General features: G+C 69.5%; 32 protein-coding genes. 13 read left to right on the forward strand and 19 right to left on the reverse strand.

Going from position 1 to position 25858, the window contains the following annotated elements; genetic code table 11:
- Positions 1–46 precede the first annotated feature (46 nt).
- The 9 genes from KBY81_RS01870 to KBY81_RS01910 form a co-directional block, all read right to left on the reverse strand.
- Complete coding sequence (locus tag KBY81_RS01870) at positions 47–1582, reverse strand: dienelactone hydrolase (RefSeq protein ID WP_254975418.1); 1536 nt, start codon at positions 1580–1582, stop codon at positions 47–49.
- 69 nt (positions 1583–1651) lie between these two features.
- Positions 1652–2485, reverse strand: a complete 834-nt coding sequence (locus KBY81_RS01875; protein ID WP_254973118.1) for a nitrate ABC transporter ATP-binding protein — start codon at positions 2483–2485, stop codon at positions 1652–1654.
- Between the two features lie 27 nt (positions 2486–2512).
- Positions 2513–4510: a nitrate ABC transporter ATP-binding protein gene (locus KBY81_RS01880; RefSeq protein ID WP_254975419.1), complete on the reverse strand. Its 1998-nt coding sequence runs from the start codon at positions 4508–4510 to the stop codon at positions 2513–2515.
- A 6-nt stretch (positions 4511–4516) separates the two neighbouring features.
- Positions 4517–4666 carry a hypothetical protein gene (locus tag KBY81_RS01885; RefSeq protein ID WP_181280194.1) on the reverse strand — a complete coding sequence of 50 codons (150 nt, stop codon included), beginning with the start codon at positions 4664–4666 and terminating at the stop codon, positions 4517–4519.
- A 13-nt stretch (positions 4667–4679) separates the two neighbouring features.
- Positions 4680–5468, reverse strand: coding sequence for a nitrate ABC transporter permease (gene ntrB, locus KBY81_RS01890; RefSeq protein WP_254973255.1), 789 nt, complete (start codon positions 5466–5468; stop codon positions 4680–4682).
- A gap of 162 nt (positions 5469–5630) precedes the next feature.
- Positions 5631–6965 carry a CmpA/NrtA family ABC transporter substrate-binding protein gene (locus KBY81_RS01895; RefSeq protein WP_396103644.1) on the reverse strand — a complete coding sequence of 445 codons (1335 nt, stop codon included), beginning with the start codon at positions 6963–6965 and terminating at the stop codon, positions 5631–5633.
- A gap of 387 nt (positions 6966–7352) precedes the next feature.
- The gene (locus KBY81_RS01900) at positions 7353–7862 is read right to left on the reverse strand and encodes a phosphate-starvation-inducible PsiE family protein (RefSeq protein WP_254973115.1); all 510 of its coding nucleotides are present in this window, start codon (positions 7860–7862) and stop codon (positions 7353–7355) included.
- A complete protein-coding gene (locus tag KBY81_RS01905; RefSeq protein WP_254975420.1) occupies positions 7819–8487 on the reverse strand; it encodes a Crp/Fnr family transcriptional regulator in 669 nt (222 codons plus the stop codon). The genes KBY81_RS01900 and KBY81_RS01905 overlap by 44 nt, the downstream gene beginning before the upstream one ends.
- A 539-nt stretch (positions 8488–9026) precedes the next feature.
- On the reverse strand, positions 9027–9452 hold the full coding sequence (locus tag KBY81_RS01910; RefSeq protein ID WP_254973114.1) for a thiol-disulfide oxidoreductase DCC family protein: 426 nt from the start codon (positions 9450–9452) through the stop codon (positions 9027–9029).
- Positions 9453–9542: 90 nt separating this feature from the next.
- Here KBY81_RS01910 and KBY81_RS01915 point away from each other — a divergent pair, with 90 nt between their 5' ends.
- Positions 9543–10409: a lysophospholipid acyltransferase family protein gene (locus KBY81_RS01915; protein WP_315858459.1), complete on the forward strand. Its 867-nt coding sequence runs from the start codon at positions 9543–9545 to the stop codon at positions 10407–10409.
- Here KBY81_RS01915 and KBY81_RS01920 read toward each other — a convergent pair.
- Positions 10400–11017 carry a hypothetical protein gene (locus KBY81_RS01920; protein ID WP_106222596.1) on the reverse strand — a complete coding sequence of 206 codons (618 nt, stop codon included), beginning with the start codon at positions 11015–11017 and terminating at the stop codon, positions 10400–10402. The two genes, KBY81_RS01915 and KBY81_RS01920, sit on opposite strands and share 10 nt — an antisense overlap.
- Positions 11018–11198: 181 nt before the next feature.
- Here KBY81_RS01920 and KBY81_RS01925 point away from each other — a divergent pair, with 181 nt between their 5' ends.
- The gene (locus KBY81_RS01925; protein ID WP_106222598.1) at positions 11199–11792 is read left to right on the forward strand and encodes a MarC family protein; all 594 of its coding nucleotides are present in this window, start codon (positions 11199–11201) and stop codon (positions 11790–11792) included.
- Between the two features lie 23 nt (positions 11793–11815).
- Here the strand turns inward: KBY81_RS01925 and KBY81_RS01930 are convergent, their stop codons facing one another.
- Positions 11816–12373 (reverse strand): hypothetical protein, encoded by a 558-nt coding sequence (locus KBY81_RS01930; protein WP_254973110.1) that lies wholly within the window; start codon positions 12371–12373, stop codon positions 11816–11818.
- A 243-nt stretch (positions 12374–12616) separates the two neighbouring features.
- Between KBY81_RS01930 and KBY81_RS01935 the strand changes: the two genes are divergently transcribed.
- The 5 genes from KBY81_RS01935 to KBY81_RS01955 all read left to right on the forward strand — a co-directional run bounded on the left by KBY81_RS01935 (position 12617) and on the right by KBY81_RS01955 (position 15637).
- Positions 12617–12799, forward strand: a complete 183-nt coding sequence (locus tag KBY81_RS01935) for a hypothetical protein (RefSeq protein WP_146134657.1) — start codon at positions 12617–12619, stop codon at positions 12797–12799.
- 256 nt (positions 12800–13055) lie between these two features.
- Entirely contained in the window at positions 13056–13664 is a 609-nt protein-coding gene (locus KBY81_RS01940) for a triacylglycerol lipase (RefSeq protein ID WP_254975421.1), read from the forward strand.
- 49 nt (positions 13665–13713) lie between these two features.
- Positions 13714–14256 (forward strand): isoprenylcysteine carboxylmethyltransferase family protein, encoded by a 543-nt coding sequence (locus tag KBY81_RS01945; protein WP_254975422.1) that lies wholly within the window; start codon positions 13714–13716, stop codon positions 14254–14256.
- A gap of 156 nt (positions 14257–14412) precedes the next feature.
- Positions 14413–15096: a superoxide dismutase gene (locus KBY81_RS01950; RefSeq protein WP_396103645.1), complete on the forward strand. Its 684-nt coding sequence runs from the start codon at positions 14413–14415 to the stop codon at positions 15094–15096.
- 151 nt (positions 15097–15247) lie between these two features.
- Positions 15248–15637 (forward strand): cupin domain-containing protein, encoded by a 390-nt coding sequence (locus KBY81_RS01955; RefSeq protein ID WP_315858461.1) that lies wholly within the window; start codon positions 15248–15250, stop codon positions 15635–15637.
- A gap of 22 nt (positions 15638–15659) precedes the next feature.
- Here the strand turns inward: KBY81_RS01955 and KBY81_RS01960 are convergent, their stop codons facing one another.
- From KBY81_RS01960 to KBY81_RS01985, 6 genes are all read right to left on the reverse strand, one after another.
- Positions 15660–15875: a Nif11-like leader peptide family natural product precursor gene (locus KBY81_RS01960; RefSeq protein WP_015108575.1), complete on the reverse strand. Its 216-nt coding sequence runs from the start codon at positions 15873–15875 to the stop codon at positions 15660–15662.
- A 177-nt stretch (positions 15876–16052) separates the two neighbouring features.
- Positions 16053–16229 (reverse strand): hypothetical protein, encoded by a 177-nt coding sequence (locus tag KBY81_RS01965; protein ID WP_254975424.1) that lies wholly within the window; start codon positions 16227–16229, stop codon positions 16053–16055.
- Between the two features lie 15 nt (positions 16230–16244).
- Positions 16245–16472 carry a hypothetical protein gene (locus KBY81_RS01970; protein WP_254975425.1) on the reverse strand — a complete coding sequence of 76 codons (228 nt, stop codon included), beginning with the start codon at positions 16470–16472 and terminating at the stop codon, positions 16245–16247.
- 27 nt (positions 16473–16499) lie between these two features.
- Positions 16500–17147, reverse strand: coding sequence for a thermonuclease family protein (locus KBY81_RS01975; protein WP_254975426.1), 648 nt, complete (start codon positions 17145–17147; stop codon positions 16500–16502).
- A gap of 27 nt (positions 17148–17174) precedes the next feature.
- On the reverse strand, positions 17175–18554 hold the full coding sequence (locus KBY81_RS01980) for a nicotinate phosphoribosyltransferase (protein ID WP_254975427.1): 1380 nt from the start codon (positions 18552–18554) through the stop codon (positions 17175–17177).
- 111 nt (positions 18555–18665) lie between these two features.
- Entirely contained in the window at positions 18666–19682 is a 1017-nt protein-coding gene (locus KBY81_RS01985; protein ID WP_106222613.1) for a bifunctional nicotinamide-nucleotide adenylyltransferase/Nudix hydroxylase, read from the reverse strand.
- A gap of 250 nt (positions 19683–19932) precedes the next feature.
- On the opposite strand from KBY81_RS01985, the gene KBY81_RS01990 reads away from it, so the two are divergent.
- The 4 genes from KBY81_RS01990 to KBY81_RS02005 all read left to right on the forward strand — a co-directional run bounded on the left by KBY81_RS01990 (position 19933) and on the right by KBY81_RS02005 (position 23283).
- Positions 19933–20781 carry a hypothetical protein gene (locus KBY81_RS01990; RefSeq protein ID WP_254975428.1) on the forward strand — a complete coding sequence of 283 codons (849 nt, stop codon included), beginning with the start codon at positions 19933–19935 and terminating at the stop codon, positions 20779–20781.
- Positions 20782–20904: 123 nt separating this feature from the next.
- The gene (locus tag KBY81_RS16470) at positions 20905–21588 is read left to right on the forward strand and encodes a phosphoribosyltransferase family protein (RefSeq protein WP_261357002.1); all 684 of its coding nucleotides are present in this window, start codon (positions 20905–20907) and stop codon (positions 21586–21588) included.
- A gap of 7 nt (positions 21589–21595) precedes the next feature.
- Positions 21596–22735: a phosphotransferase enzyme family protein gene (locus KBY81_RS02000; protein WP_254975429.1), complete on the forward strand. Its 1140-nt coding sequence runs from the start codon at positions 21596–21598 to the stop codon at positions 22733–22735.
- Positions 22735–23283, forward strand: a complete 549-nt coding sequence (locus KBY81_RS02005) for a DOMON-like domain-containing protein (protein WP_254975430.1) — start codon at positions 22735–22737, stop codon at positions 23281–23283. The genes KBY81_RS02000 and KBY81_RS02005 overlap by 1 nt, the downstream gene beginning before the upstream one ends.
- A gap of 38 nt (positions 23284–23321) precedes the next feature.
- Here KBY81_RS02005 and lipA read toward each other — a convergent pair whose 3' ends face one another.
- Positions 23322–24245: a lipoyl synthase gene (gene lipA / locus KBY81_RS02010; RefSeq protein ID WP_254975431.1), complete on the reverse strand. Its 924-nt coding sequence runs from the start codon at positions 24243–24245 to the stop codon at positions 23322–23324.
- A 36-nt stretch (positions 24246–24281) separates the two neighbouring features.
- Complete coding sequence (gene recR / locus KBY81_RS02015) at positions 24282–24851, reverse strand: recombination mediator RecR (protein ID WP_396103646.1); 570 nt, start codon at positions 24849–24851, stop codon at positions 24282–24284.
- Positions 24852–24990: 139 nt separating this feature from the next.
- Between recR and psbP the strand changes: the two genes are divergently transcribed.
- A complete protein-coding gene (gene psbP / locus KBY81_RS02020) occupies positions 24991–25602 on the forward strand; it encodes a photosystem II reaction center PsbP (RefSeq protein ID WP_219904432.1) in 612 nt (203 codons plus the stop codon).
- A gap of 2 nt (positions 25603–25604) precedes the next feature.
- The coding region (locus KBY81_RS02025; protein ID WP_254975432.1) for an FAD-dependent oxidoreductase at positions 25605–25858 on the forward strand (254 nt) is incomplete at its 3' end.

The raw sequence follows: 25858 nt of genomic DNA on the forward strand, positions 1-25858 counted from the left end.
CAGGGGCGCCGAATCAAGTGTGGGTCAGACGGCGGTCGCCGACGCCTCAGGGGTTCCAACTCGCCAGCCGGTCGGTCACGTCGATCAGGGAGAGGCTCCCATCCCCCCAGCCACCCGGGGGCAGCAGGGCCGAGGCTCCGGGCCCGGGGGCGACGGCGGGACCGGCGGCGAAGGCCCCGTTCACCCAGGCCAGCAGCAGTCCCCGCAGGGGGCCGCCGCCCAGGTCGTAGGGGGAGCCCAGGTTGAAATGATCGCCGCCCCCCGCCAGGACGAGACGGTGTCCGGCGTTCCCCAGGCGGGTGACCCGGGCCATCGGGGCGATGGCTTCCGGTCCGGGGGGCACCACCCAGTCGCGGCTGCCGCTCACCACCAGCACCCGGCCCTGGAAGGCCGGGACGGCGCCGGCGTCGAACAGCAGGGACATCGGCGGACTCACCGCCACGGCGGCCTTCACCCGCGGGTCGGTGAGGGCCGCCTGGTCGGTCCCCCCCAGGAAGCTGCACTGCAGCACCCAGCTCAAATTCCGTTGGGGGTCCTGGAGATCGTTGCAGCGTTTCTGCAGCTGCTGGGCGGTGGGGCGGGCGCCCGCCAGCTGCAGGGCCGTGGTGGCGCCCCAGGAGTGGCCCAGCACCACCACCGAACCGGTGTCCAGTCCGCTCGGCAGCCCCTTGGTCCCGGCTGCCGCCGCATCGATCAGGGCGGAGATGTCGAGGGGGCGCAGGCGCAGCTCCGCGGGACCGGGCGGTGGCACCTTGCCGGAGAGCATGGCCTGCTGCTGGGTGCGGTCACTGCCGGGGTGGCGGGGCAGCAGCACGGTGTAGCCGTGGCTGGCCAGATGGCGTCCCCAGCCTTCGAAGCTCTCGGGCCCATCCCAGAGGCCATGGGAGATGGCCACCAGCCGGCCGGAGGCCTGCTGCGTCGGGCGGATGACCACCACCTCCAGGGGCTGGGGTCGGTAGGCCACCGGCAGGGTCAGGGTGTCGCGCCGCACCGGCAGGGGGCCCGGATCCCGCAGGGAGGGGGCCGCAGTCTCTGGCGGCGCTCCCTCCAGCAGACGGTTGGCCGACAGCAGCTGGGCGTTCATCCGCTGCAGCAGGAACAGGCCCTTGCCCACATCCACGCTGGCGGTCCGGCCCGGCACGGCCTGGAGCACCCCCAGCATCGTCAGGTGACCCCGGCCGGCGGCCCGGTCCAGCACCTTCAGCACCGTGTCGCTGGAGATGTCGGCCGGCAGGCCGTCGACCCCCCCGAGGGAGGAGAGCAGCAGCAGGGCCTGCTGGGCCAGGGGGGAGGGGACCACCTGGCGGGCCACATCCAGGGCCTGCAGGGGCAGGGGGGCGTTGAACAGATCCACCAGGGAGCGGCCGATGCCGCCCCGGGTGGCCTGGTCGAGCTCGGCCAGGTCGCTGTTGCCGGCGAGCAGGGCCCGGGGATCGCTCAGTTCCGCCAACCGGATCGAGAACGTGGTCTCGACCAAGGGCAGCTTCAGCTCGATGGTCTCCAGGGCCCTGGCCGGCGACGCCCCGGCCAGGGTGGCGGCCAGCGCCAGGCCCAGCCCGGCCAGGGACGGAGATGTCCGCATCAGGAGAGCAACGCCACCGTCGGGGGGGCATCCTGGCAGAAACGAACGGCCAGGCCCGTCGCGTGGGCCTCATTCCACGTCGTCGTGGGCGAAGCGGTTGTAGAGAAAATCGAGGGCGGTGTTGCGCAGCTCGTAGTACTTCGGGTCCTCCATGATGTCTTCACGGTTGCGGGGCCGGGGAAAGTCGATCGACATCACCTCGCCGATCGAAGCGGCCGGACCGTTGGTCATCATCACCAGCCGATCGGCCAGGAAGAGGGCTTCGTCGATGTCGTGGGTGATCATCAGCACGGTGCATTTCTGGGTGTTCCAGATCTGCAGCAACTCTTCCTGCAGCTCCTCCTTGGTGATCGCATCAAGGGCTCCGAAGGGCTCATCGAGGATCAGCACCTCGGGGCGGATCGCCAGGGCCCGGGCGATGGCCACCCGCTGCTTCATGCCACCGGAGAGCTGGGGAATGCGCTTGTCGACGGCCTTCTCCAGGCCCACCATTGCCAGGTGCTCCATGGCGATCTCCCGCTTCTCGCGGCTGGAGAGGTCGGGCTTCACTTCATCGATGGCCAGGTAGACGTTCTCGTAGGCCGTCATCCAGGGCAGCAGGGCATAGCCCTGGAAGACCACCATGCGATCGGGCCCGGGCTTCTCGATCGGCCTGCCGTTGAGCAGCACTTGGCCGGCGGTGGGTGAGGAAAAGCCGGAGACCATGTTCAGCAGCGTGGACTTGCCGCAGCCGGAATGGCCGATGACGCAGATGAATTCCCCCTGCTCGACCTGCAGGTTGATGTTGTCCAGCACCGGGTAGGGTCCGGTGGGGGTGGGATAGACCTTGCCCAGCCCCTCGAAACGCAGCAGGGGCTGGCTGGCGATGGCAGCGGACGGGAGCTTTCTGGCCGTGGTGATCATCGGAGGAAATGGCGGAGGGACGGTGGATCAGACGCTGATGGCACGGGGCTGGCCGATGGGGATCTCGGCGATGCTGAAATCGCGGTGCAGGGAGACGTCGTTGAGGTAGCCGATCGGGTCCTCGGGGTTGAACGGTCGGCCGTCAAACAGCTCGATGGCCCGGCGCTGGTAGCTGACGTCGTCCAGGCCCAGTTCGCGGGCGGCGGTGCTGAACACCCCCACGCTGCAGACCCGTTCGAGGATCTCCACGTAATTGCGGGGGAAGGGGATCTCGGCCCAGCGGGCCAGCTGGGTGAGGATCCAGAGGTGCTCGCTGCGGCTGGGGCGGTTGAGTCCCGCTCCGTAGAACAGATGGTGCGGTTCCCCATGGGGAGCGAAGGAGCCGGACTCACCCGGCTGGCCGCTGAAGCGGATCAGCTCGGCCTTGATGCCGAGATAGCGCCGGTCGCTGAGCAGCTCGCCCATTTCCGGCCAGTGGGCAGGGTCGGTGCAGTAGCGGCAGGCCTCCAGCAGGGCCTTGGTGAGGGCGATGTGGGTGTTGGGGTACGACTGGGCCCAGTCCTCGCGGGCGCCGAGCACCTTGCCGGGATGGCCCGACCAGATCTCGAGATCCCCCACGATCGGCACCCCATGACCACTGCTGGCGGCCCGGAAGTTCCAGGGTTCGCCGATGCAGTAGCCGTCGATGGAGCCGTCCTTGAGGTCGGCCAGCATCTGGGCCGGTGGCAGGGTCTGCAGGTGCACGTCCCTGTCGGGATCGATGCCGTTGGCCGCCAGCCAGTAGCGCAGCAGCAGGTTGTGCATCGACGCGGGATGGACGATGCCGATCCGGTGGGGCTCCCGTTCGTGGCTGCCCAGCCAGGCCCGGTAGTCCTCCACCGTGCTGACGCCCTGCTCCGCCAGCCGTTTGGCGAGGGTCACCTCGTTGCCGTTGCGGCTGATGGTGAGGGAGGAGACGATCGGCAGCGGCGGCCCGCCATGGCCCCCGGCCGTCATCCAGGTGGGCATGCCCGAGGGCATCATCGCCGCGTCGAGGGTCCTGTCGACCAGACCGTCCACCACGCCCCGCCAGCTGGTCTCCCGCACCAGCTGCACGTCGTCGAGACCGTGCTTGCTGAAGAAGCCCTTGGCCTCGGCCACCGCCAGGGGGGCGCAGGCGGCGAGCGGGATGAAGCCCAGATCCAGGTTCACCTTCTCCAGGCCGTGGCGGGCCAGCACCTTGTGGGGGCGGGCCTGCCACTGCTTCACCCGCTTCTGGCGGTTGAGGAAATAGATGATTTCCGAACGCAGGCTGTAGTAGCTGGGGTGGTGCACCACCGTGAGCCGCTGGCGGGGGCGGGGGATGTCCACCTCAAGGATCCCGCCGATCCTCGAGCCCGGCCCGTTGGTGAGCATCACGATCCGGTCGGAGAGCAGCACCGCCTCATCCACGTCATGGGTGACCATCACGGCGGTGAGTTCGTGCTCGTTGCAGATCTGCATCAGCTTCTCCTGCAGATTCCCCCGCGTCAGTGCATCGAGGGCGCCAAAGGGTTCATCCAGCAGCAGCAGCTTGGGCTTGATCGCCAGGGCGCGGGCGATCGACACCCGCTGGCGCATGCCACCGGAAAGCTGGCCGGGAAGCTTGGTGGCGGCCTGGGTCAGCCCCACCATCTCCATGTGCTCGTCGATCAGGGCCTCCTGCTCCGCCTTGCCCAGGTCGGGCATCACCTCCTCGATCGCCAGGGCGATGTTCTGGCGGACGGTGAGCCAGGGCAGCAGGGAATAGTTCTGGAACACGACCATCTTGTCGGGCCCCGGACGCTTCACCGTTTCCCCCTCGAGGAGCACGGTGCCGCCGGTGGGCAGATCCAGGCCGGCGATCATGTTGAGCAGGGTGGACTTGCCGCAGCCGGAGTGGCCGATCAGGGAAATGAACTCGCCTTTGCGGATCTCCAGATCAATCCCCTTGAGGGCGAGGTAGTTGCCGCCACCGGTGAGGGGAAAGTTCTTTTCGAGGGACTGGACGTCAACGAGTGTGGTCATGGCGAATCAGGGTTGGGAGAGATGGAGGACGCCGAAGGCCAGGACCATGGCGGTCATGAGCAGGACACGGGCCAGCAGGAAGCGGATCACGTTCTTCCGGTCGCTCATCCAGGCGTCAAGCCATCCGAAGGGCTTGAGGGCGTTGGGCAGGTTCATGGCTGGCTCGGGCTCACTGGCCGGGGGAGATGCGGGACTGGAGCCAGGCCATCAGGCGATCCAGCAACAGGCCGATGCCGCCGATCCAGACCACGGCCAGGACGATGTCGCTGACGTAGTTCTGCTGATAGGCATCCCAGATGAAGAAGCCGATGCCGACGATGCCGCTCATCACGATCTCGGCGGCGATGATCGCCAGCCAGGCCAGGCCGATGGAGATGCGCAGGCCCGTGAAGATGTAGGGCAGGGCGGAAGGAATCAGCACCTTGGTGAAGAAGGTCTTCTTCGACATCTGCAGCACCAGGGCCACGTTGTGGTAATCCTGCGGGATCTGCCGCACCCCTTCGGCGGTGTTGATCAGAATCGGCCACACCGCGGTGATGAAGATCACGAAGATGGCCGCCGGCTGGTTTTTCTGGAAGATCACCAGGGCGATCGGCACCCAGGCCAGGGGCGCCACCATGCGCAGGAACTGGAACAGGGGGTCGAAGGCCCGGTTGAGGGTCTTGTTGAGGCCCACGGCGATCCCGGCGCTGATCCCCACCACCGCGGCAAGGAGATAGCCCTGGGCGACCCGGCCCAGGCTGGCCATCGTCTGCCAGAAGAGGCCCTTGTCGAGGCCGCCCCGGTCGTAGAAGGGATAGAGCAGCAGTTCACGGGTGCGCTGCTCGGTGAACAGGCTCAGGGGACCGGGCAGCCGGGTGAGGCCGAGGCTGGCGCTGAGTTGCCACGCCAGCAGAAAGCCGGCGATGCCGAACACCGGCGGCAGGATCAGCTTGCGGTGGCGCTTCCACCAGGCCATGGGGCCGGATGTGGTGGTGCCGGGGCTGGGTGCAGTGAGGGTCATGGGAGGGGTCGTCCTGGAAGACAGTGGAGAAAGGCGTTGGAAGGGATGACCCGTGACGCCGGGTCACGGGTCGGAGGGAGAGCCGGCCGAAGGGGATTCGGCCGACGGGGGAGTGAATCAGCGCTTGATCTTCAGGCTGTCGAGATAGGCCTGGGGGTTCTCAGGATCGAAGACGATGCCGTCGAAAAAGGTCTCCTTGCCCCGGGAGGAGCCGGTGGGGATGTCCTTGGCGGGAAGCCCCAGTTCGGTGGCGGCCTGCCGCCAGATGTCCTCCCGGTTCACCCTGTCGACCAGGGCCCTGGCCTGCTCGATCGAGGTGAGCTTGCCGGGGTGCATGTTCCAGCGCAGCGATTCCACCAGGAACCACAGACTCAGGCTCTTGTAGGGGTAGGAGATCACCCCCCGATCACTCATCCAGTAGATCGGCCCGAGCTTGGGATCGTTGACGGGCTTCCTGTCGGCACCCAGCAGGTACTGGCCCTTGAGGGCGGGCTCGAGCACCTCCACCGGGGTGTTGAAGTAGGCGCGGGAGCTGATCAGCTTGGCCACTTCGCTGCGGTTCTCGGGCTTGTCGGCCCATTGCTGGGCTTCGATCAGGCCCTTCACCAGGGCCACGGCGGCCTTGGGATTCTTTTCGACCCAGTCGGAGCGGACCGCCAGGAATTCCTCGGGATGGGCCGGCCACATCTGGGCGGTGAGGGCGGCCAGGTAGCCGATGTCATCCTTGACGATTCGGAACGGCCAGGGGTCGCCGGTGCTGAAGGCATCCATGGTGCCGTTGCGCATCCCCTGCAGCGTCTCGGTGGAGGGCACGGTCAGCAGCTCGATGTCCTTGTCGGGATCGACCCCGCCGGCCGCCAGCCAGTAGCGGATCCAGAGGTCCTGGTTGGCGTTGGGGAAGGTGTAGGCGGCACGGAACTTGCGGCCTTCCTTCTGCGGGAAGCGCTGGAAGACGTCCACGGCCGGGGCCAGATCCAGGCCCAGGTTCTCGGCCTTGAGACTGTTGGAGACGGCGATGCCGTTGGCCTGGCTGTTCAGCTGGGCCAGCACCACCATGGGTACCTTCTTGCCGTCGGTGATGATGCCTTCGGTGATCAGGTGGGGCATGGGCAGCTGCCACTGGCCCCCATCGATGCCGCCACCGGCCGAGCCCAGCACCACGTTGTCGCGGGCGGCGGGCCAGCTGGCCTGCTTGGCCAGCTCCACCTTGATCCCATGCTTGGCGAAGAAGCCCTTCTCCACCCCCACCACCAGGGGAGCGGCTTCGAGGATGGGGATGTAGCCCAGCTTGATGGTGCCCAGCTCCTGGCCGGCCGCGGGACTGGCGGCCTGGGGTGCGCTGGCGGAATCGGAGCTGCCGGGTGGATTGCCCAGGCATCCGGCGAGCAGCAGGGAGGACCCCAGGGCGGCCCCGAAACGGGTGAGGAAACGACGGCGACTCGTCATGGTCATCGAATGGAAAGGAAGGGGAAAGGGTTGGCGAGAAAAGAAGAGGGGCTGCTCAATGAACAGTCCCTTGGGGCTCATTCGTTGTGGTCAGACTCTCTTCATCGTCTCTGCGGCGTGGAGTCTCAGGCGAAGGGAGAGGGAGGGAAGAAGCGGCTGGCTGGGTGGTTTGGTGGCCCCGGATTTGGGGTCCGGCAACATTAGGGGCTGATCAGAATAACTGGGTGCTGTCTTCAAGCAGACCTGCGAATCTCCTGAATAAACTGGACTTATCGATCCAGGAATCAGGAGCTGAAAGCCTTGGTGCTCAGTGGCCGGATTGCTGGATCAAGGCCATCATCGAGATGCCGGTATTCGCAACAACATCCGCAGCAGAATGCATTGGAAAGCGGGCTACTCCTGGTGTTGGCGCACCCGGGCCGACACCTGGGCCTCCGGGTCGACGCCGGCGAAGGTGGGCGGTAGCCACACCCGCACCACCATCAACAGGGCCATGGTCATCAGAAACAGGCAGACCGCCAGGATCTGTTGCCAGTCCGTCTCCAGCACGCCCCGGACGATCACTTCGCGGAGCACGGACACGATGGCGATCTCCACGGCCACGCCGATCGACACCCGTTGCTCCTGCAGGTAGATGATCAGCAGGCGGAAGAGCTCCACCAGGATCAGGATGAAGAGGATGTCGGCCGTGACCTCGTGGAACTCCGAGGTGGAGAAGAGCGTCGAGAAGGTTCGCTTCAGCTGCAGCACCATCACGCCGAACAGCCCTAGGCAGAGGGAGATGGCGATCAGGTCCTGGACGGCCTCGAGGGACTGGACGATCTGGCTGCGGCGGAATTGCTGATGCCAGGGAATGGCGTCATGGGGTGTCGAAACCGGCGTTCCGGTGGGCGGGTGGTTCATGGCGAAGGGTTTTCGGGAAGGTCAGGGAGCCCAAAGGAAGGGTGGCGGTGGGGTTCTCGGTGGTTGCCAGGCTGGTATCGCGAGGGACGAGCAGATCGGCTTCGCTGACCTTGACGACCTGTCCATTGCTGCGGAAGCGGGTCAGGGACTTCGTCACGGTGACCCGGGTCATGCCGGCAATGGCGGCCAGCTGGCGGTGGGTGAGGTTCATGTCCTCCAGCGAAAGGGTCGTGCCGCTGCTGCTGACACGACCGAAGCGGGTGCCGATCCACTGCAACAAGCGCAGCAACCGGGAATCGGCCGGCCTGACCCGGTGGATCTGCAGGAGTTGGGTGGTCTGGGTGAACAGATCACGCATGAACGCCAGGGTCTCGCTCTCGCTCGGCTCCCACTCGACCACCATCACCCGGGTGAGGCAGATGAGTTCGTAGGGCGTCACTCCGCAGCCGGTGGGCGTGATCAGGTCGCCGGGTCCCCAGATGCCGAGGGTGATGGACTCACCCTCCTCATTCCAGGTGTTCGCGCGGATGTAGCCATCGTCGATCTGCCAGCCCATGTCTGCCGGCAGATGGTCATCGGCGCGAAGGGTCAGGCGCAGCGGTCGTGCGGGCATGGCGAGGGTCATGACACGGCGGATGGCATGGCGGGAAGCTCCTGTGGGCGGGGTTGGGTGCTGCGGAAGACCCGTATGGAAGCGGTTGTCGGCAGGGGTGCCCGAACCTCCGAAGGAGAGGCCCGTGTTGGAGTCCGGGAACATTAGTGAGCAGTTCCACCTCTTGGGTGGTACCTCCACGCAGGATTGCCAATTCAGCCGATAAGCCCAGGTGATCGGTTTGCCAGGCCGGCCGGCTTCGCTGGCGCTGCGAGCCAGTCGCGGCTGCTACCGGGTCTGGTGTCTGGTTGTCCGCCTCCCTGGGAGGAAAGTTTTAGGCTTGGATTTCTCCTGGAATCCCTTTCCGGTGGGGCCAACAGTTGGTTCCACCGGATTTTTCTATGCTCAGGACGATCGAGATCTCAGGGGTCGCAGTTCATCTGTTCGGGGTTCATCGGATGGCGCCGCCACAGGCACCCAGCCCGGACGCGATGACGACGTGGGGTGCCGCACAACGACTCCTTCGGACGGCTTCTCCCGGGTGAGCCCGCCCCCGTTCGCCAGCAGGCCCATCAGCCGCCCACCACCTCGTGCACCTGGCCGACGCTGGTCCCGCACCGATCCCGGCAGAGCACCTCCAACGGCGGCCGGCCGGTGATGGCCAGGCGCCAGCGGGCCCACAGCCCGTAGATGGCGTCCACCAGGGGCCGCAGCAGGGGCCAGCGGGTGGGGGCGTAGAGCCAGCCCAGGTTGACCAGGCCATAGGCCTGGCGGAACACCTCCACATCCCGGATCACGCCGCCGTCGGCATCCAGGGCGTGCATGCGGCCCATGGCCTCGGCGTAGGTGATGCCGCCGTGACGGGCCGGGTCATAGGCGGGGTCATTCACGTCCACGAAGGCCAGCCGGCCCACCCCCCGGTCGCGGCGGCGCAAGGCGTTCACCTCCCGCAGGCACAGGGGGCAACCGCCATCGAACAGCAGGGTGAGCTCGGCCATGGGGGCGGTGGGCGACGACGGAGGCGCCTGGGGCACCGGACGCCTGGCGAGCCTAGAAAGGGCTGCCACCGCACCGGTGGCGCCCATCCGGTGGCCAGACTCCAGCCCGCTTCCCTCTCCCCCATGCCCGTCTGCCGCCAGGCCGCGCTGCACCGCTGGCAACGCCGGGATCCGGCCCTGATCCGCCGGCTGATGCCGTTCTGGGGCTGGCTCTATCAGCACTACTTCCGGGTCGTCTCCGATGGCTGGGAGCACATCCCCGACGCCGATCCGGTGCTGTTTGTGGGCACCCACAACGGCGGTCTGGCGGCGCCCGACATGCACATGGTCATGTACGACTGGTTCCGTCGCTTCGGTCTGGAACGCCCCGTGCTGGGGCTCGCCCACCCGAAGGTCTGGCTGGGCTATCCGCCCCTGGCCGATCTGGCTGCCCGTACCGGCGCCATCCCGTACCACCCGCGCCTGGCCCTGGCGGCCCTGGAGGAGGGAAACAGTCTGCTGGTGTATCCCGGCGGCGGGCAGGACACCTTCCGCCCGCACCGGGACCGGGGCCGCATCCACTTCGCCGGCCGCACCGGCTTCCTGCGGCTGGCGATCTGGCACGACCTGCCGATCGTCCCGGTGATCTCCTGGGGGGCCCACGACACCCTGGTGGTGCTGGAGGACTTCTACCCCCAGTTCCGGGCGCTGCACGAGCGGGGGATGCCCTGGCTGTTCGGCATCGATCCCGAGGTGATGCCCCTCTACCTGGGCCTCCCCTGGGGCCTGGCCCTGGGCCCGCTGCTCAACCTGCCCCTGCCGGTGCGGATTCACACGCGGGTGTGCCCGCCGATCCGCCTGGAACGCAGCGGCCATGCCGCCAGCCGCGACCGGGCCTATGTGCAGGCCTGCTATCAGCGGGTGACGGCCGCGATGCAGGACGCCCTCGACCGGCTGGCGGCCGAGGCTCAGCGGTAACGGGAAGGAGCCACGTAGGACTGGGAGGGAATCGACTGGGGCCCGCTTCCGTTGCCGAGCCGCTGGGGCAGGGGATCGACACGGCGCTGCAGTTCCGCCAGGGAGCGCGTTTCCCCCATGGCCAGACCGGTCAACACCGCCAGTTCCTGCTTCATCTGATGGGCGGGCCTGGGATTCACGAAGCGGAAGTTGAGGGTGGTCTTGTCGCCGGCGCTGTCGTAGCCCACCACCGTGAAGTAGAGATCCGCCGTCCTGCCGGCCTTCGATCCGGCAAGGGCACCGCCCACCATGCCCCCCACCAGGCCGACCGGGCCGAGCAGGAGGCCACCGGCGATGGCTCCGGCGGTGCCGCCACCCACCGCCCCCACGGTGCCGTTGGTGGTGTCGTAGGTCTCCGCTCCGCCTGCGAACCAGCGGGCGACTCGGCCGATGGGGATGAAGCTCTTCCTGTCACCGATGCCGTTGGCGTCGAGGTTGATGGTGCAGGGGTTGTTGCCGCAGAGGGCCTGGTAGGTGGCGGCCGCAGCCGGGGCGGGTAGCAGCAGGCTCAGCAGGACCGGCGTGATCAGGGCCGCCCGGATCCGGAGCCGGGCCGATGCGGAGACCATGGGTCGAGGGCGAAGGGAGCCCAGTCAATCGCCGGATGCCAGGGGTGCAATGGGGCGGGTCCCCCGGGGTGATGACTGGATGTGACTGGTGCGGCCGGGGCGGGGCCGGGCCCGCGGCTCCGATCGGCGGGCCCATGGCTCCGATGATGGTCGTCGCTCTGCCGGTGTCCCCGGGGCCCCCATGTCCCTGATCAACACGGCCGTCGGTCTGCTGGCGATCAGCTCGCCGATCGGTCTGCTGCCGGTGGTGGTGGAGGCCGGTGGGGGCAACCCCGTGCGGATCCGCCGGATCAGCCGCCTGGCGGTGCTCACCTTTCTCTGTGCCCTGATCGCCGCCTGCTGGTGGGGCCAGGGGCTGCTCGACCTGTTCGGCATCACCCTCGAGGCCTTCCGGGTGGCCGGGGGGCTGATTCTGCTGCCGATCGGCCTGCGCCTGATCGATGGGCGGGAGGTGAGCCACGGCTCCCTGGATGGGACCGAGGACAGTGCCGGTGTGGTGCCGATCGGCCTGCCGCTGCTGGCGGGCCCCGGCGCCATCTCCCTGGTGGTGGCCGATGCCCCGGCTGCCTGGCAGGGCAGGCTCGCCCTCAGTGGGGTGATCGGCCTGCTGGCGATCCTGATCTATCTGTTGTTGATCGCCTCGATGCCCCTGCGTCAGGCCCTGGGGGAACTTCAGGAGAAGGTGATCAGCCGCCTGATGGGTCTGCTGCTGAGCGCCATCGCCGTCCAGATGCTCGTCAGTGGCCTCAGGGGCTGCTTTCCGGTGCTGGCCTGAGGGGTCCGGTGTGCCGGGAACCCTCAGAGACAACCAAGCCGCGGTGGGGTGGGCGGCCCCTCGAACGGGTCGATGGCCAGCTCCCGATCCAGCACCGTCAGGATGTCCTGGATCACCGCAGGGCGGGTGGCCACCCAGAGGAAACCCTCCAGGGGAGCGGCCGCGACCGGGTCCCAGAGGCAGAACTGGGGGTGCTGCCGGTACATCCGGGTGGCCAGGGGCACGAGGAACCGGGTCTTGGGGAACCGGTCCTCCCCGTGATCGAAGGTGAGGACGATGGCGAATTCCAGCTCGCCCCTGGCGGTGTAACGGTCGATCCGGGTCTCCCCCTCCGATCCGGCAAACGGAGAGAGCCGGTACTCGACGTAGCGACGATGGAAGGGGTTCCTCTGCTCCTTCCAGGTCCTCGCCTCCACGCCCAGCTCCGTCGCCAGCTCGGTGAGCAGGAGGTAGGAGTGGGTGCGGAGGGTCTCGTGGAGCTCGTCGGTCCGGTGGCTCTGCAGCCGCCAGCGCTCCGCCAGTGCCTCGTAGCGGCTGATCCGGGGGGGGTCCTGGGGGGTGGGTCCCGTGGGGCCAGTCACCGATGCTCTCCTCACTTTTTCAGTTTATCGGCGCCCCGCGGGCGGGCCAGAGGAGGGCTCCGCCGCGACGGGGGAGGGGCGATCCAGGGGCCGATGACGCCCCGAAACGTCCGTCGGCGATAGCTTTCTCGGCCATTCAGCCTGATCGCGGCAGGCTTGCTGCACTACCGCTGCGCTGGCGATAGCCATGAGCGATGACTTGGTGTACTCTTAAGGAGCAGTGAAACGACGGCCATGGATCCTGTGAGCCCGGTAGCCCAGCTGGCAGTGGCCGCCATCAGCGGCGCCGCCTTCCTGATTTCGATGGTGGTGATCCCTTTCCCCGAGTCGAAGGCCGATTCCTCGGCGGGCATCAGCGCCACCTCCCAGACGAGCGACAGCGTCTTCCGCACGCTCGACACCTCCCCCACCCCCCTGACCAAGTAATCCTCCCGCCACCCATCCTCCGGCTCGCCTCTCCAGGCCAGCCTTTGAACAGCGCCAGGTCCCTCCGGCCGGCCGCCCCTCCCTGTCACGCCTGCCCCAGCGGATCCCCGCCAGTCTCCGATCCCTGATCCAGCGAGCCAACGTTCAGCCGCGAGACCCGAAGCCGGTCCCCTGAACGCCGCTCCCTGCAGGAGATCTCGTCCAACACCTGCTCCTGTGCGCGCCGCAGGATGGTCAGAACCTGCTCTCCGCTGCCATGGCCGACGGCCTTGAGACGCCTCCGCCGCTGGTCCTGGTCCATGGCCTGTTCGACACGCCCCGGGTCTTCGACCGCCTTGATCGGCGGCTTGCCGGCAGGCGCCAGCGCCTGCTGAAGCCGGCCCTGCCGCTCCCCCTGGTTGCTGACGCGATCGAGATTTCGGCCCAGCGTCTCGCCGCCGCCATCGACGCGGCCTTCGGGACGGCCCAGCCGCTCGACATTCTGGGCTTCTCCATGGGTGGCGTCATCGCCCGCACCTGGATCCAGCGGCTGGGCGGCCATGCCCGCACCCGCCGCTTCATCAGCCTCGGCAGCCCCCAGCAGGGGACCCTGACGGCCCAGCCCTGGCCCCGCAGGCCCCTGGCCGGCATCGCCGATCTCAAGGTGGGCAGCCCCTTGCTGCGGCAACTCAATGCCGACCTCACCCTGCTGCGGGGCATCGACTGCCGCAGCTACGCCACGGTCTTCGATCTGATGGTGGTGCCGGGCTGGCGGGCGGTGTTGCCGATCGGGCCGCGGCGGATGCTGCCGGTCTGGAGCCACCAGCAGCTGCTGCGCCACCCGGCAGCCCTCGATGCCCTGGTGGCGGATCTGCTGCGCCCCTGAGCTCCTTTCGGGCCCAGCATGGAGGTGGACGCCGAACCGCGAGGTCACCATGCCGAACGCCCTGGCCGAAAGACTCACCGCCTGGGGCTTCTCCTGGGAGGGTCTGCGGGACAACCGCCGCGGCGAGTGGTGGCTGATCGCCCAGATGGCCCTGATTGCGGCCCATCTGCTGCCGGCCACCCCCCCTCCCGCCTCCCTGGGCCTGGCCTGGCCGCTGCCGGTGCGCCTCGTTGGGCTGGCCCTGTTCGGCCTGGGGCTGGTGCTGGCTGGCCAGGGAGCCCGGAACCTGGGCGCCAGCCTCAGCCCCCTGCCCGAACCCATGGCGGACGCCCCCCTGGTGACCACCGGGGCCTACGGCCGCTGCCGCCACCCGCTCTACCAGTCCCTGATCCTCTGCTCCCTGGGCGTGACGGTGGCCCTCGGGAGCCTGCTGCATCTCGGCCTGATGCTGGGGCTGGTCGGTGTGCTCGGCTTCAAGGCCCGCCGCGAGGAGGCCCGCCTGGTGCTGCTCCATCCGGATTACGGCGCCTACCGCCAGGCGACCGCCGCGATCCTTCCCGGGGTGCCCTGGCTCGACTGGCGTTCCGCCTGAGTCCCTGAGCTCCAAGGTCGGCGCCCGCCGCTGCTGCTGCAGCCCGCTGCTGCCGCCGACCGATGGAGCGGTTAGAACCGAGGCCGCTGTCCTGTCCGGTCCATGAACCTGCTTCCGTTCTTCCGGGTTCTGAGGGCCTGCGGCCTGGCCGCCCTGATGGCTCTGGCGGTGCTCATGGCCGATCCGGCGCCGGCGTTGGCCGCCTTTGTGCTGCCGGCGCTGCCCTACCCGGCCGATGCCCTGGCTCCGGCGATCGCGCCCACCACGATGACGATCCACCACGACCGCCATCACGCCGCCTACGTGGCCAACCTCAACGCCCGGATCGCCGACCACCCCGAGCTGGAGGCGATGGCGCTGGAGGAGCTGCAGGGCCGGATCTCCCGCTACCCGGCTGCCGTGCGCAACAACGGCGGCGGCCACTACAACCATTCCCTCTTCTGGCAGGTGATGGCGCCCCCGGGCCAGGGAGGTGCCCCTTCGGCGGAGCTGGGGGCGGCGATCACCGCGGCCTTCGGCTCCCCCGAAGCCCTGCAGCAGCGCTTTGCCCGGGCGGCGACCGACCGCTTCGGTTCGGGGTGGGCCTGGCTGATCCGGCGACCCGACGGCAGCCTGGCGATCACCAGCACCGCCAACCAGGACAACCCGCTGATGGATCTGCCGGGCATCGAGCGGGGCGTGCCCCTGCTGGGCCTGGATGTGTGGGAGCACGCCTACTACCTCGACTACCAGAACCGCCGGCCGGACTACATCGCCGCCTGGTGGTCGCTGGTCAACTGGAACGAGGTGAACCGGCGCTTCGCCGATAGCGGCGCGGCGACAACCGCGCGTGAATCCTGACAGCGGCGGTTGTCGGTAGCTGATACGACGACCGCCCGGGACAACGGTCGCGAAAGTTAACGATATTGCCGTGACCACCATGGCCCAGTCCCGAACCGACCCGCCCAGAACCGGGCCGTCCAGAACCACCCTGTCCCGAACCGTCGAGCTCGTGCCCGTCCAGCGCACGCTCCACGGGGACGCCCTCTTCTCGGCGCCCCGCACCAGCGACGAAACCCTGATCGCCGAGATCGCCAGGGGCGACGCCTTCGAGCTGTTCTGCCACCGCTTCCAGACCGATCAGCTGCTGGTGCTGCGGGGGGCGATCGATCTGGTGGTGCTGCAGAACCGCCAGCTGCGCCGCATCCCCCTGCGGGAGGACGAGGCCACCTGGGTCTGCATTCCCCCCGGGGTGCCCCACGGCGCCATCAACCGGGGCCGGATCCCGGCCCTGCTGGTCAATGCCGTGCTCCGCCACGGACCGAGTGACCCCAGGGATTACGAGCCCCATCCGGTGCCGCCCCGGTTCCGCAGCCAATGGCGCCGGCTGGCGGTCGCCTGAGCGCCGGCGCCGGCCGGCCCGCTCAGTTGTATTCCCCGGGGATGTCCTGCTTGGTCACCGTGACCCGACCCACCTTCTTCCCCGACAGGCGCAGCAGCTCATCGCCGGAGAAGTCGAAGCCCCTGCCGGCGGCGATCTGGGCGACGTCGTCGGCGGTGGCGGCGGCCAGCACCTCGGCCCGCAGAGCCTGGTCGTCCTGCATGCGGGCCAGGAAGGAGCGGGCCTGATCGAGGCTCATGGGCCGGCGGGGGTGGCGTGGGGTTCCAGCATGGCGCAGGCCGCTGGCGGCTCAATAGCGTCTCCAGCTCCAGGTAGACGACGAACACCAGGCTGACGCCCCCGCAGGCCGCAAGCTCGCTGGCCGTCAGCGGGGAGACGCCGAAGAAGCGGGTCAGTGGCGCTACGGAGTGGAGCATCAGCTGCACGGCGGTGCCGGGAAAGCGGCAGTTGCGGCGCTCCACCCCGGCGTGTCGGGGGACAGCAGCGGTTCGAGGCGCCTGCTGACCAGGCCGGGCTTGCCGGTGAGGGCCGACTCCTGCAGGCCCAGGTCACTGGCCTCCAGCAGCCGCGCATCCGGCGGGCACCCGACCACCGCTATCCGGGCGGATCAGGTGCCCCGGCACCAGCAAGTCACCGGGGAGGCGCTGCCAGCGCCCGTCGCGGCGGGCCCGCGCCAGCGGCCCGGGCCCGGCGGCAGGACGAGCCGGTTGGGGCCGGTGGCATCCAGGTGTTCGGCCGCGGCGGCCCCGCCCAGCCCCTCCGTGTCGATCCCGAGCCGGCGCAGGCATTCCGGCCCGGAAAGGGCCTGCCAGTCCGTGGCCTCGGGTGGGTTCATGGCCTGCCACCCGGTGGCCCCGCAACCCTAGGGGCGCAGGCTTTCGCAGGCCTCCCCGTCGCCGTCCGAATCCAGGTAGCCGTGGCCCTGGCGCAGCAGCTCCTGGGCCCTGGCATGGGAGCCGATCTGGCTGCAGAAGTGGCGGCGCCCGTCGGGGGTGGTGCCATCGGGGATCCGGGCGGAGCGGCGGCCGCGCCGGAAGTCCCAGGGCCGGGTGATCCCACCCGGAATCCGCCAGACGCCGAGCCCCCCGCGGCGGGCCCGTTCCTCGGCCTCCAGGTAGGCCGACCCGACGCAGCCGGCCAGGTAGCGCCGGTAGGCGAAGGCCAGCCCCTCCTCCACCAGGGCCAGGTTGATGTTGGTGTCACGGATCACCTCAGCCACCGTGCGCCCGAAGCGGTCGGTGCTGTGGGGCTGGATCGTCACCGGCCGCCCAACGGCCAGGCGCATCAGGAGGGCCTGGCGCGCCTGCTGGCCCCAGGGGCTCTGGGCCGTCTCCGGGGCATCGATGCAGGCCAGCCGGACCGTGATCCGCTGCTGGCCACGGCGCACCCGCAGGGTGTCGCCATCGCCGATCGAGAGCACGGTGGCCTGGAAGGCCGGCGCCGCTGCCGCCGGCCCGGCCGGCAGCAGGGCCAGCAGGAACAGCAGCGACGGCAACCGGTGGCCGGGCATGGCGTCGGGGGGACGGCGGGCGGGCCCTCAGCCTTGCATCGCCCGGGAGCGCACCTCTTCGAAGCTGCAGCGTCGCCGCAGGGCCCCGTTCTCGAAGACGGTCTGCAGGCAGCTGGCCGGATGGGGCTCCGGACGCTCGAGCACCACCGTCCGGTATCCCCGTTCGTCCCGGATCAGGTCGAGCACGCCGGCCTTGCTGGTCTTGGCGGGATCGGTGACCGGGCTCTTGTGCACCGGCCGGATCCGGCCGGCCCGCTCCACCCACGACACCTTGTAGGCGAAGCGCTGGCTGTCCCGGTTCACCTGCTGCAGCAGGCCACCCCCCATGCCGAAGGCCACGTTCTCGACGCTGAAGCCCGCCGCCAGGATCACCTCGATCACCAGCGGCAGGCTGGTGGCGGTGATGCCGTCCCCCTGGATCACCCGCACGTGCTCCAGCACCCGGTAGCCCTTGCCGTTGAGCCGGCTGCCGAAACGGGCCTCCAGGCGCCGCAGCAGCTCGGGGACGATCGCCACCGGGTCGCCCGAATCGGGCCGGATCACCACGGTGGCGCCCGAGGCGATCACCTGCTCCCGCAGCTGCTCGCCCCAGAGATGGTCGACGGCGTTCCAGAGGTCGTAGGCGTCGGAGACCACCGCCAGCACGGCACCGGGCCGGGCGAAGCGGTCGAGCATGGTCCGGTAGGCCTCCAGCTCGTGCTCCTGCCCCCAGGCCAGGATCGTGGAGTGCTCGGCGGCCGGAATCGAGAAGCCGGCCATCGGGCCGTCGTAGTGGCGCCGGCCCGCCACCAGGGCGGCGACGGTGTCGGTGCCGCGGAAGGCCACCAGGTGGGCCAGGCCGCCGATGGCGGCACTTTCCCGGCTCGAGACGCCGCGGGAGCCGAAGTCGTGCAGGCGGAAGGGGAGTTCGGCGGCCGGGTCATCGGCGGAGCGCTCCAGGGCTGAGCGCAGCAGCTCGCGGAAGTGCCAGCTGCGGGTGGCCACGGTGGTGGGGTACCAGAGGCGCAGCAGCAGGGTCTCCACCCAGGTGACCAGCCAGGCCAGGGCCGGATCGGTGGACTCCACCGTCATCAGCACGTTGCCGGTGGGCACCCGGCTGCCCTCGGGGACGGCCCGGATGCGCAGGGGCAGCCGGCCGCCGTGGACGCTGAGCAGGCGCTCCCAGCCCTGGTGGTTGAAGGGCAGGCCGTGGGCGCTCCAGAGGTCGGCGGCCTCCTCCACATCGCCCCGGGTGACCGGCCGCTCCAGGGTGTCCTGCAGCTGCATCTGCAGGCCGAAGAACAGGGTGTCGGGGTTCTCGCCGCCGCGGCTTTCCAGGTAGGCCCCCATGGCGGTGAGATCGGGGGGGTACTGGAGCCAGTGGCTGCCCTTGTAGCTGTCGGTGTCGAGCAGAAGATTGAAGTCCATGGTGTGCGCTCCGCACGGGGTGGATGGCTGGCCCCGGCCCGGTCTCCCCGGGCCGCAGGCGTCGATGGGGCGGCTGTCGGCAACGGCTGTCGGCGACGGCGGCGGCGCCGCTCAGAGTCGGGAGATGAAGTGCTGGATGATCTGGACGTGGTCCTCGAAGAAGCTGTCTTCGTGGACGTAGATGTCGGCCAGGGGCATCCAGAAGGCCTTTTCGGCGTCGTCGCCGCCGCGGACAGCGGGCAGGGCCCCGCCCTTGAGCTGGATCAGGAAGGCGTGGGTGATCACCCGGCCACGCAGGGAGCGGCCCGGAGCATCGAAGACGTGGCGATCGGCGATCGATCCCTCGATCACCGGCCGGGGCACCTTCAGACCCGTCTCCTCGCGGAGCTCCCGCAGCATTCCCTCGAGCACCGGCTCCTGCTGGTTGAGGTAGCCCCCCGGCAGGGCGATCAGCCCCTGGCCGGGTCGCACCCGGCGACGCACCACCAGCACATGGCCCGACTGGACGACCACCGCGTCGGTGGTGACGAAGGTGGGCGGATAGGGCGCCACCGACCACAGCTGGCGGTAGCCGGCGATGTAGTCGGCCTCCTGGCGCAGCCAGCGGTAGCGCCCCGTGGCCCGGTAGTCCGTGAGGAAGGCCCGCACCGCCTCCGGGACATGGGCGGCCCACCCCGGTGCATCGGCATCGGAGAAGTAGGCCTGGCGAATGGCCGTGGCGTGGACATCACTCTTCAGCGGCACATCCTGGAAGTCCCACTGGGGAAACAGATCGAGGTAGTAACTGCTGCGATCCTTGCGGTGACCGATGAGCAGCACCCGCTCGTCCTCGGCCGTGACGGCGAGCACCTTCTGCTGCACCTCCGCCAGCCAGAGATTGTCGGAGTAGAGGTGGTCACGGATCGGGATCACCTCCAGCCGCCGCTGCCACGCGGCCGGAAGGGCGGCCCGGATCATGGCCTCCCGTTCGCCACTGCTCCAGGGGTTGCGGATGTCCGGAGCGCAGCGGTGGCTGCCCAGCAGCAGGATCAAGCGATCGGCCCTTTGCAGAGCCGCCTCGACCAACCCGAAATGCCCATCGTGGAAGGGCTGGAACCGTCCGATCAGGACGGCGACGTCGTGATGCATGGTGAACCTCAGAATCCCTGAGATGGCGTCCGCCTCACCGGCGGACCCCTCCGATCTAGCACGCCGATGGAGACGGTCAACGCTGAGGCTCCACGCTGAGGGTGAACCATCAGGCGTCACGATCCGCGGAGGCGAGCGCAGGCCGGTGCCGATGGCCGCTGCCCGGTGGGTGATGTGACGTTGCCTGCAGCGGAGGGCCACCAGGGCTGGCCTCCCATAGCCTGAGGACGGCGGTGCGGTCCGAGGAAGCATGGGTCCCTCTCCTTCCGATGAGACCTCCTCTCTGATCAGGAATCTCAGCATCTTCACGGCATCGGTGGTGTCCCTCTCCGGGGCTTTCCAGGCCTGGAGCTCGATGCAGATCACCCATTCTCTCGAGGAGGCCAGGCGAACCCAGGCCTTCTCCAGACAGATCCTCGATCAGATGGACAATCTCACGGGCGAGAATGAAACCAAGGGCAAGGTTGCCCTGATTGGCCTCTACATCATTGCGGCCAATGATAAAGACAAGATGAACATTGCCAACATCGCCCTCCAGAGTGGAAAGAACAGTCTCCGGGATGCTGCGGCCTTCCTGCTGCGGCAGGAATGCAAGGAACTTCCGGAGCAGTCAACCTGCAAGAACGCCCTCGAGATGCTGGCGCGCACGGAAGATGTGATCGTGCAGCGCCAGATCCGCAAGGAAGACAAGCTGATTGGCGATTCCCCGGGGTCGCGCCAGCAGGAGGCGGTGGTGAATGTTCAGGTGCAACCTTCGCCCGTGGCCCAGGCCCTCGAGGAGATCACGACAGCCAAGATCGCCGCTTCCGACCTGCAGGGATGGATCTATATCGGCAAGGCGGATCCCTCCGGCGCCCTGCTCGACGACCGCACCATCAACGTCGCCAGGAAACCCTCGCCCAATGCCGATGTCACCACCATCACATCGGTGTATCTGCGCTCCCAGGGCACGATCCGCTCAGGTTCGTCCCTTGGCATCATCCCCAGGGGGCAGGTCCTGCGGATCCACGCCCTCAGCTCCAGGCCGATGGCGGCCGGCACCGAGGCCGTCTGGGCCAAGGTGAAGACCCAGAGGGGGTCTCTCCAGAGCGTCCCCTGAGGGAGCCGCGCCTCTGCTGCATCCGCCGCCGGCGGCGATGGCTAACACAGGGAAATCAGGGGGCATGGGGAGGGCCCGTGGCCCCGGTGCCCTCGCACGATCCGTTCTGCCGTCCCTCTCGCCATGGTGACCCGCGCTCCCCTCTGGACCAGCCGACACCAGGCGGGCCTGGCCCTGGCCGAGGCCTTCGCCGATCGCCGGGGCCACCGCGGCGACACCACCCTGGTGGCCCTGCCCAGGGGCGGAGTGCCGCTGGCGGCCGCGATGTCGTCGCGGCTGGAGTTGCCCCTGGTGACCTGGTCGGTGCGCAAGGTCGCCGATCCCCGCTGGCCGGAGCTGGCCGTCGGGGCTGTCGCCGCTGGCGGGGTGGTGGTCTGGCGCCACGGGGCGGGGGGACGGCAGCCGGCCGCCACGGCAACCGAGCACGGCTGGCTGCGGGACCAGGAGCGGGAACGGCAGCGGCGGCAGCGGCTCTTCGGGGATCCGCCCGGCGATCGGCTGTGCGGCCGGCACCTGATCGTCGTGGACGACGGCATCGCCACCGGCATGACGGCGGAGGCGGCCCTGCTGTCCCTGCGGCGGGTGGGCCCGGCCTCCCTGGCCCTGGCGGTGCCGGTGGTGGACCGGCAGGTCGCCGGCGTCCTGGGCCGCCTGGTGGACCACGTGGAGGCCCTGGCCGTCGTCAGCGACCTGCAGGCCGTGGGGCTGTGGTACGGGCACTTCGAGCAGCTGAGTGACCGGCAGGTGCTCGCCCTCCTGGAGGCCGCCCGCCGGGCATGCGATCATCCGCACCTGCGCCACCGGTGAGCGGCCCATGACCCTGGGGGTATCCGACGGCGCCCTGGTGTCCATCGCCGAGGCGTTCGATCTTCCCGGCCGGGTCCGCCGCCTCGAACCCCTCGGCAGCGGCAACGTCAACGAGAGTTTCGTCGTCGTCTGCGATGGCCCGCCCGTGCAGCGGTTCGTCCTGCAGCGCCTCAACCGGCGGGTGTTTGCGCGACCCGACCTGGTGATGGCCAACATGCTCGCCCTCGGGGACCACGTCGAGCGCCGCCTGGCTGAGGGGGACTCCCCCCTGGGGGAGCGCCGCTGGGAGGTCCCCCGGGTGGTGCGTTGCCGCAGCGACCAGCGGCCCTGGGTGGAGCGGGAGGATGGCTTCTGGCGTCTGATCACCTTCATCGAAGCCTCCCGCAGCTTCGATCTGGTGAGCAGCGCCGAGCAGGCCCGGGAGGTGGGTGTCGGTCTGGGTCTGTTCCACCACCTGGTCAGTGATCTGCCGCCGGAGCGCCTGGCCGACACCCTTGAGGGATTCCACATCACCCCCCGGTACCTGGAGCAGTACGACGCCGTGCTGGCCGGCGCGCCGACCGTGGCGGGGAGCGACGAGGCCCATGGCCGGGCCTTCGTGGAGGAGCGCCGGGGCTTCGCGTCGGTGCTGGAGGGGGCCAGGGCCAGCGGCCAGCTGCGGCTCCGCCCCATCCACGGGGATCCCAAGGTCAGCAACGTGATGCTGGAGGACGGCTCCGGCCGGGCCGTGGCCCTGGTGGATCTCGACACGGTGAAGCCCGGGTTGATCCATTACGACATCGGCGACTGCCTGCGCTCCTGCTGCAATCCCCTCGGTGAGGAGACGGCGGATCTGGAGGCCGTCCGCTTCGATGTGGATCTCTGCCGCGCGGTGCTGGGCGGCTACCTCTCCGCCGCCTCGGGCTTTCTCACCGAGGCCGACTACGACCATCTCTATGCCGCGATCCGCCTGATCAGCTTCGAGCTCGGCCTGCGCTTCTTCACCGATCACCTGGCGGGAAACGTCTACTTCCGGACGGAGCGGCCCGACCACAATCTGCAACGGGCCCTGGTGCAGTTCCGGCTGACGGCCAGCATCGAGGCCCAGGAACGATCGATCCTCGCCGTGATCGACGAGCTCCGGGCCGGCGGCGCCGGCGCCCCCTGATGCCGGCTCCCCTCCGCCACGGCTTCGACCTCCGTCCCTTCGGCGGCGAGTGCCCCGCTCCGGACCTGCGGCTGGAGGGGGAGGTCAGCCGGGAGGGTGCCCAGCTGAAGCTCCGCTATCGGCTGGGGGGCGCGATCGAGACGGTGCAGGTGCCGCCAACGGTGGCCTCGCCCGAGCGACGGGACAATCTCTGGACGGCGACCTGCTTCGAGTGCTTCTGGGGCATCGCGGGAGAGCGGCCCTACTGGGAACTGAATCTCTCCCCGGCCGGCCACTGGAACCTGTACCGGCTGGAGGACTACCGGCAGGGGCTGCGGCCGGAGCCTGGCTACGACCGGCCCCTGCACCGGGTCAGCCAGCGGGACGGTGTCCTGTCGATGGAGCTGGACCTGCCGCTGCCGGCCGCCATCCCCGCCGGTGCCCCCCTGCAGGTGGCGATCGCCGGGGTGATCGAGGATCGCCGCAGCCAGCTGAGTTACTGGGCCCTGGCCCATCCGGGGGCTGAGCCCGATTTCCACCGCCGGGACGCCTTCCTGCTGGGTCTCTGAGGGCGTGCCGCTGGCTTCACGCGCCGCGTCCTTTGGTCTCAGGTGCCGGCGTCGCTGGCTTCGGCGTGGTAGCTGCTGCGCACCAGGGGGCCGCTGCGCACCTGGGCGAAGCCCATGGCGCGGGCGATGGCGCCCAGCTCCTCGAACTCCTCCGGCCGCCAGTAGCGGGCCACGGGGATGTGGGCGAGGGAGGGGCGCAGGTACTGTCCCAGGGTGAGCCGCTGGCAACCGGCGGCCCGCAGGTGCTCCAGGGTGCTCACCACCTCGGCGGCGGTCTCACCGAGGCCCAGCATCAGGCCGGACTTGGTCGGAATCCCCGGCGCCAGCCCCCGGGCCATGGCCAGCAGGTCGAGGGAGCGGCGGTAGGTGGCGCCGCGGCGCACCTCCCCCTGCAGGCGCTCCACCGTCTCGAGGTTGTGGTTGAAGCAGACCGGTGCAGCGGCCAGCACTGCGCTCAGCCGTTGGCGCTGGGCCCGGCGGCCCGCCTCGGGGTCGGGGTGTCCGCCCCAGAAATCGGGCGTCAGCACCTCGATCAGCACCTGGGGATCCCGGCGGCGGATCGCCGCGATGGTGGTGGTGAAGAGGCTCGCCCCGTGGTCGGGCAGGTCGTCGCGGGCCACGGCGGTGAGCACCACGTAACGCAGACCGAGCTCCTGCACCGCCTCCGCCACCCGCTCCGCCTCGGCCCCGTCCAGGGGCACCGGGGCCCGGCCCTTGTCCACCTGGCAGAAGGCGCAGCTGCGGGTGCAGATCGGCCCCCCAAGCAGGAAGGTGGCCGTTCCGGCGGCGTAGCACTCACCCCGGTTGGGACAGCGGCCCTCCTCGCAGATGGTGTGCAGCCGCTGCGCCTTGACCACCCCCTGCACCCGTTCGGTGGCCGAGGCCTCCCCCAGGGGACGCCGGATCCACTCCGGCAGCCGCTCGGCGGGGGGGATGGCGCTGTAGCGGCTGGTGGCGGTCATGGGGTCGCTCTCAGGCGTCGGGGTCAGGCGTGGGATTCATTCCATGCGCCGGCGTCCTTCGAACGCCCGGGCCAGGGTGACTTCGTCGGCATATTCCAGCTCCCCCCCCACCGGCAGGCCGTAGGCGATGCGGGTGACGCTGGTGAACGGTTTGAGCAGGCGGGCCAGGTAGAGGCTGGTGGTGTCCCCCTCCACGCTGGGGGTGAGGGCCAGGATCACCTCGATCACCCCCTCCCGGTCGACCCGCTCCACCAGGGGCTGGATCTGCAGCAGCTCCGGACCCACCCCATCCATCGGCGAGATCAGTCCGCCCAGCACGTGGTACTGGCCGTGGAATTCGCGGCTGCGCTCCATCGCCAGCAGGTCGCGGGAGTCGGCCACCACACAGATCTGCCCGTTGCGGCGCTCCTCGTTGCGGCAGATCTCGCAGAGCTCCTCGGCCGAGAGGTGGAAGCAGCGACGACACTGCCCCACCTGGCTGCGGGCTGCGAGCAGGGCATCGGCGAAGCTGCGGATCTGCTCCTCGGGCTGGCGCAGCAGGTGCAGGGCCAGTCGCTGGGCCGTGCGGGGCCCGATGCCGGGGAGTCGTTCGAACTGGTCGATCAGCCGGGCCAGGGGTCGGGTGAAACCGCTCAGCGAACCGGCCGCAGGTGGGAGGGAATCTAGGCGGCCCACTCGCGGCGGGCGACGGCGCCGGGTGAGGATGGCCCCGGCTCCCGCCAGCTCCCCTGCCCCGCCCCGCGCCATGGGTTTCCACGCCACCCACCAGCCCGTTGCCACCGCTGCCGCGGCCCCTGCGGCCACCGTCCCCTGGCGCGCCCGGGGCGGCTCCCTGCTGGCGGCCCTGCTGCTGACCCTGATGCTGGTGGGCTGCAGCGCCGCCGCCGCGGGCCTGAACTCCTTCCAGAGCCCGGATGGCCGCTATGCCTTCCTGTACCCCACCGGCTGGACCCGGGTGCAGGTCAGCAATGGTCCCCAGGTGGTCTTCCACGACCTGATCAACAGCGACGAGACCCTCAGCCTGGTGGTGTCCGAGGTCACCCCCGACCGGGATCTCAGCCAGCTCGGCAGCGCCGTCGAGGTGGGCGAGACCCTGCGGCGCAGCGTCATCTCCCCGGAAGGCAGCGGCCGGGATGCCGAACTGGTGGAGGCCCACGAGCGGGAGCAGGGGGGGCGGACTTACTACGACCTGGAGTACACGGTCCATCTGGCCGACCGGGACCGCCACGAGCTCGCCACGGTGGTGGTCGACCGCGGCCGCCTTTACACCTTCGCCGCCAGCACCAACGAGGCCCGCTGGAACAAGGTGAAGGACCTGTTCGCCGTGGTGATCGGCTCCTTCACCCTGCAGATCTGAAGGTGTCCGCCCCCGGCTCGCTGACCGTCATCGGCGGCGGGCTGGCCGGCAGCCTGCTGGCCCTGGAGCTGGCGGAGCGGGGTCTGGCGGTGACCCTGGTGGATGCGGGGGAGGCGACGGCCACGGCCCTCAGCTACGGGGGGGTGGCCTGGTGGGCCGGGGCTCCGGGGCCCCTGGGCCGGCTGCTGCGCCAGGCCCCCGCCCGCTGGCGACGGCTGCAGGCGCGCCATGGGCGGCTCGGCTGGCGGGGCTGCTG

It is taken from the genome of Cyanobium sp. Lug-B (genome assembly GCF_024345635.1).
Lineage (GTDB): Bacteria > Cyanobacteriota > Cyanobacteriia > PCC-6307 > Cyanobiaceae > Cyanobium > Cyanobium minutissimum.

Bases quoted from the DNA above. Each gene is read 5' to 3' on its own strand.
- psbP (WP_219904432.1), top strand. From the start codon at position 24,991: ATGGGTTTCCACGCCACCCACCAGCCCGTTGCCACCGCTGCCGCGGCC.
- KBY81_RS01925 (WP_106222598.1), top strand. From the start codon at position 11,199: ATGTCCCTGATCAACACGGCCGTCGGTCTGCTGGCGATCAGCTCGCCG.
- KBY81_RS02000 (WP_254975429.1), top strand. From the start codon at position 21,596: ATGACCCTGGGGGTATCCGACGGCGCCCTGGTGTCCATCGCCGAGGCG.
- KBY81_RS02005 (WP_254975430.1), top strand. From the start codon at position 22,735: ATGCCGGCTCCCCTCCGCCACGGCTTCGACCTCCGTCCCTTCGGCGGC.
- KBY81_RS01885 (WP_181280194.1), bottom strand. From the start codon at position 4,666: ATGAACCTGCCCAACGCCCTCAAGCCCTTCGGATGGCTTGACGCCTGG.
- KBY81_RS01985 (WP_106222613.1), bottom strand. From the start codon at position 19,682: ATGCATCACGACGTCGCCGTCCTGATCGGACGGTTCCAGCCCTTCCAC.
- ntrB (WP_254973255.1), bottom strand. From the start codon at position 5,468: ATGGCCTGGTGGAAGCGCCACCGCAAGCTGATCCTGCCGCCGGTGTTC.
- lipA (WP_254975431.1), bottom strand. From the start codon at position 24,245: ATGACCGCCACCAGCCGCTACAGCGCCATCCCCCCCGCCGAGCGGCTG.
- KBY81_RS01960 (WP_015108575.1), bottom strand. From the start codon at position 15,875: ATGAGCCTCGATCAGGCCCGCTCCTTCCTGGCCCGCATGCAGGACGAC.
- KBY81_RS01895 (WP_396103644.1), bottom strand. From the start codon at position 6,965: ATGACCATGACGAGTCGCCGTCGTTTCCTCACCCGTTTCGGGGCCGCC.
- KBY81_RS01870 (WP_254975418.1), bottom strand. From the start codon at position 1,582: ATGCGGACATCTCCGTCCCTGGCCGGGCTGGGCCTGGCGCTGGCCGCC.
- KBY81_RS01970 (WP_254975425.1), bottom strand. From the start codon at position 16,472: ATGAACCCACCCGAGGCCACGGACTGGCAGGCCCTTTCCGGGCCGGAA.
- KBY81_RS01990 (WP_254975428.1), top strand. From the start codon at position 19,933: ATGGGTCCCTCTCCTTCCGATGAGACCTCCTCTCTGATCAGGAATCTC.
- KBY81_RS01945 (WP_254975422.1), top strand. From the start codon at position 13,714: ATGCCGAACGCCCTGGCCGAAAGACTCACCGCCTGGGGCTTCTCCTGG.
- KBY81_RS01905 (WP_254975420.1), bottom strand. From the start codon at position 8,487: ATGACCCTCGCCATGCCCGCACGACCGCTGCGCCTGACCCTTCGCGCC.
- KBY81_RS01980 (WP_254975427.1), bottom strand. From the start codon at position 18,554: ATGGACTTCAATCTTCTGCTCGACACCGACAGCTACAAGGGCAGCCAC.
- KBY81_RS01950 (WP_396103645.1), top strand. From the start codon at position 14,413: ATGGCTCTGGCGGTGCTCATGGCCGATCCGGCGCCGGCGTTGGCCGCC.
- KBY81_RS01880 (WP_254975419.1), bottom strand. From the start codon at position 4,510: ATGACCACACTCGTTGACGTCCAGTCCCTCGAAAAGAACTTTCCCCTC.
- KBY81_RS01975 (WP_254975426.1), bottom strand. From the start codon at position 17,147: ATGCCCGGCCACCGGTTGCCGTCGCTGCTGTTCCTGCTGGCCCTGCTG.
- KBY81_RS01940 (WP_254975421.1), top strand. From the start codon at position 13,056: ATGGCCGACGGCCTTGAGACGCCTCCGCCGCTGGTCCTGGTCCATGGC.
- KBY81_RS01875 (WP_254973118.1), bottom strand. From the start codon at position 2,485: ATGATCACCACGGCCAGAAAGCTCCCGTCCGCTGCCATCGCCAGCCAG.
- KBY81_RS16470 (WP_261357002.1), top strand. From the start codon at position 20,905: ATGGTGACCCGCGCTCCCCTCTGGACCAGCCGACACCAGGCGGGCCTG.
- KBY81_RS01910 (WP_254973114.1), bottom strand. From the start codon at position 9,452: ATGGCCGAGCTCACCCTGCTGTTCGATGGCGGTTGCCCCCTGTGCCTG.
- KBY81_RS01920 (WP_106222596.1), bottom strand. From the start codon at position 11,017: ATGGTCTCCGCATCGGCCCGGCTCCGGATCCGGGCGGCCCTGATCACG.
- KBY81_RS01900 (WP_254973115.1), bottom strand. From the start codon at position 7,862: ATGAACCACCCGCCCACCGGAACGCCGGTTTCGACACCCCATGACGCC.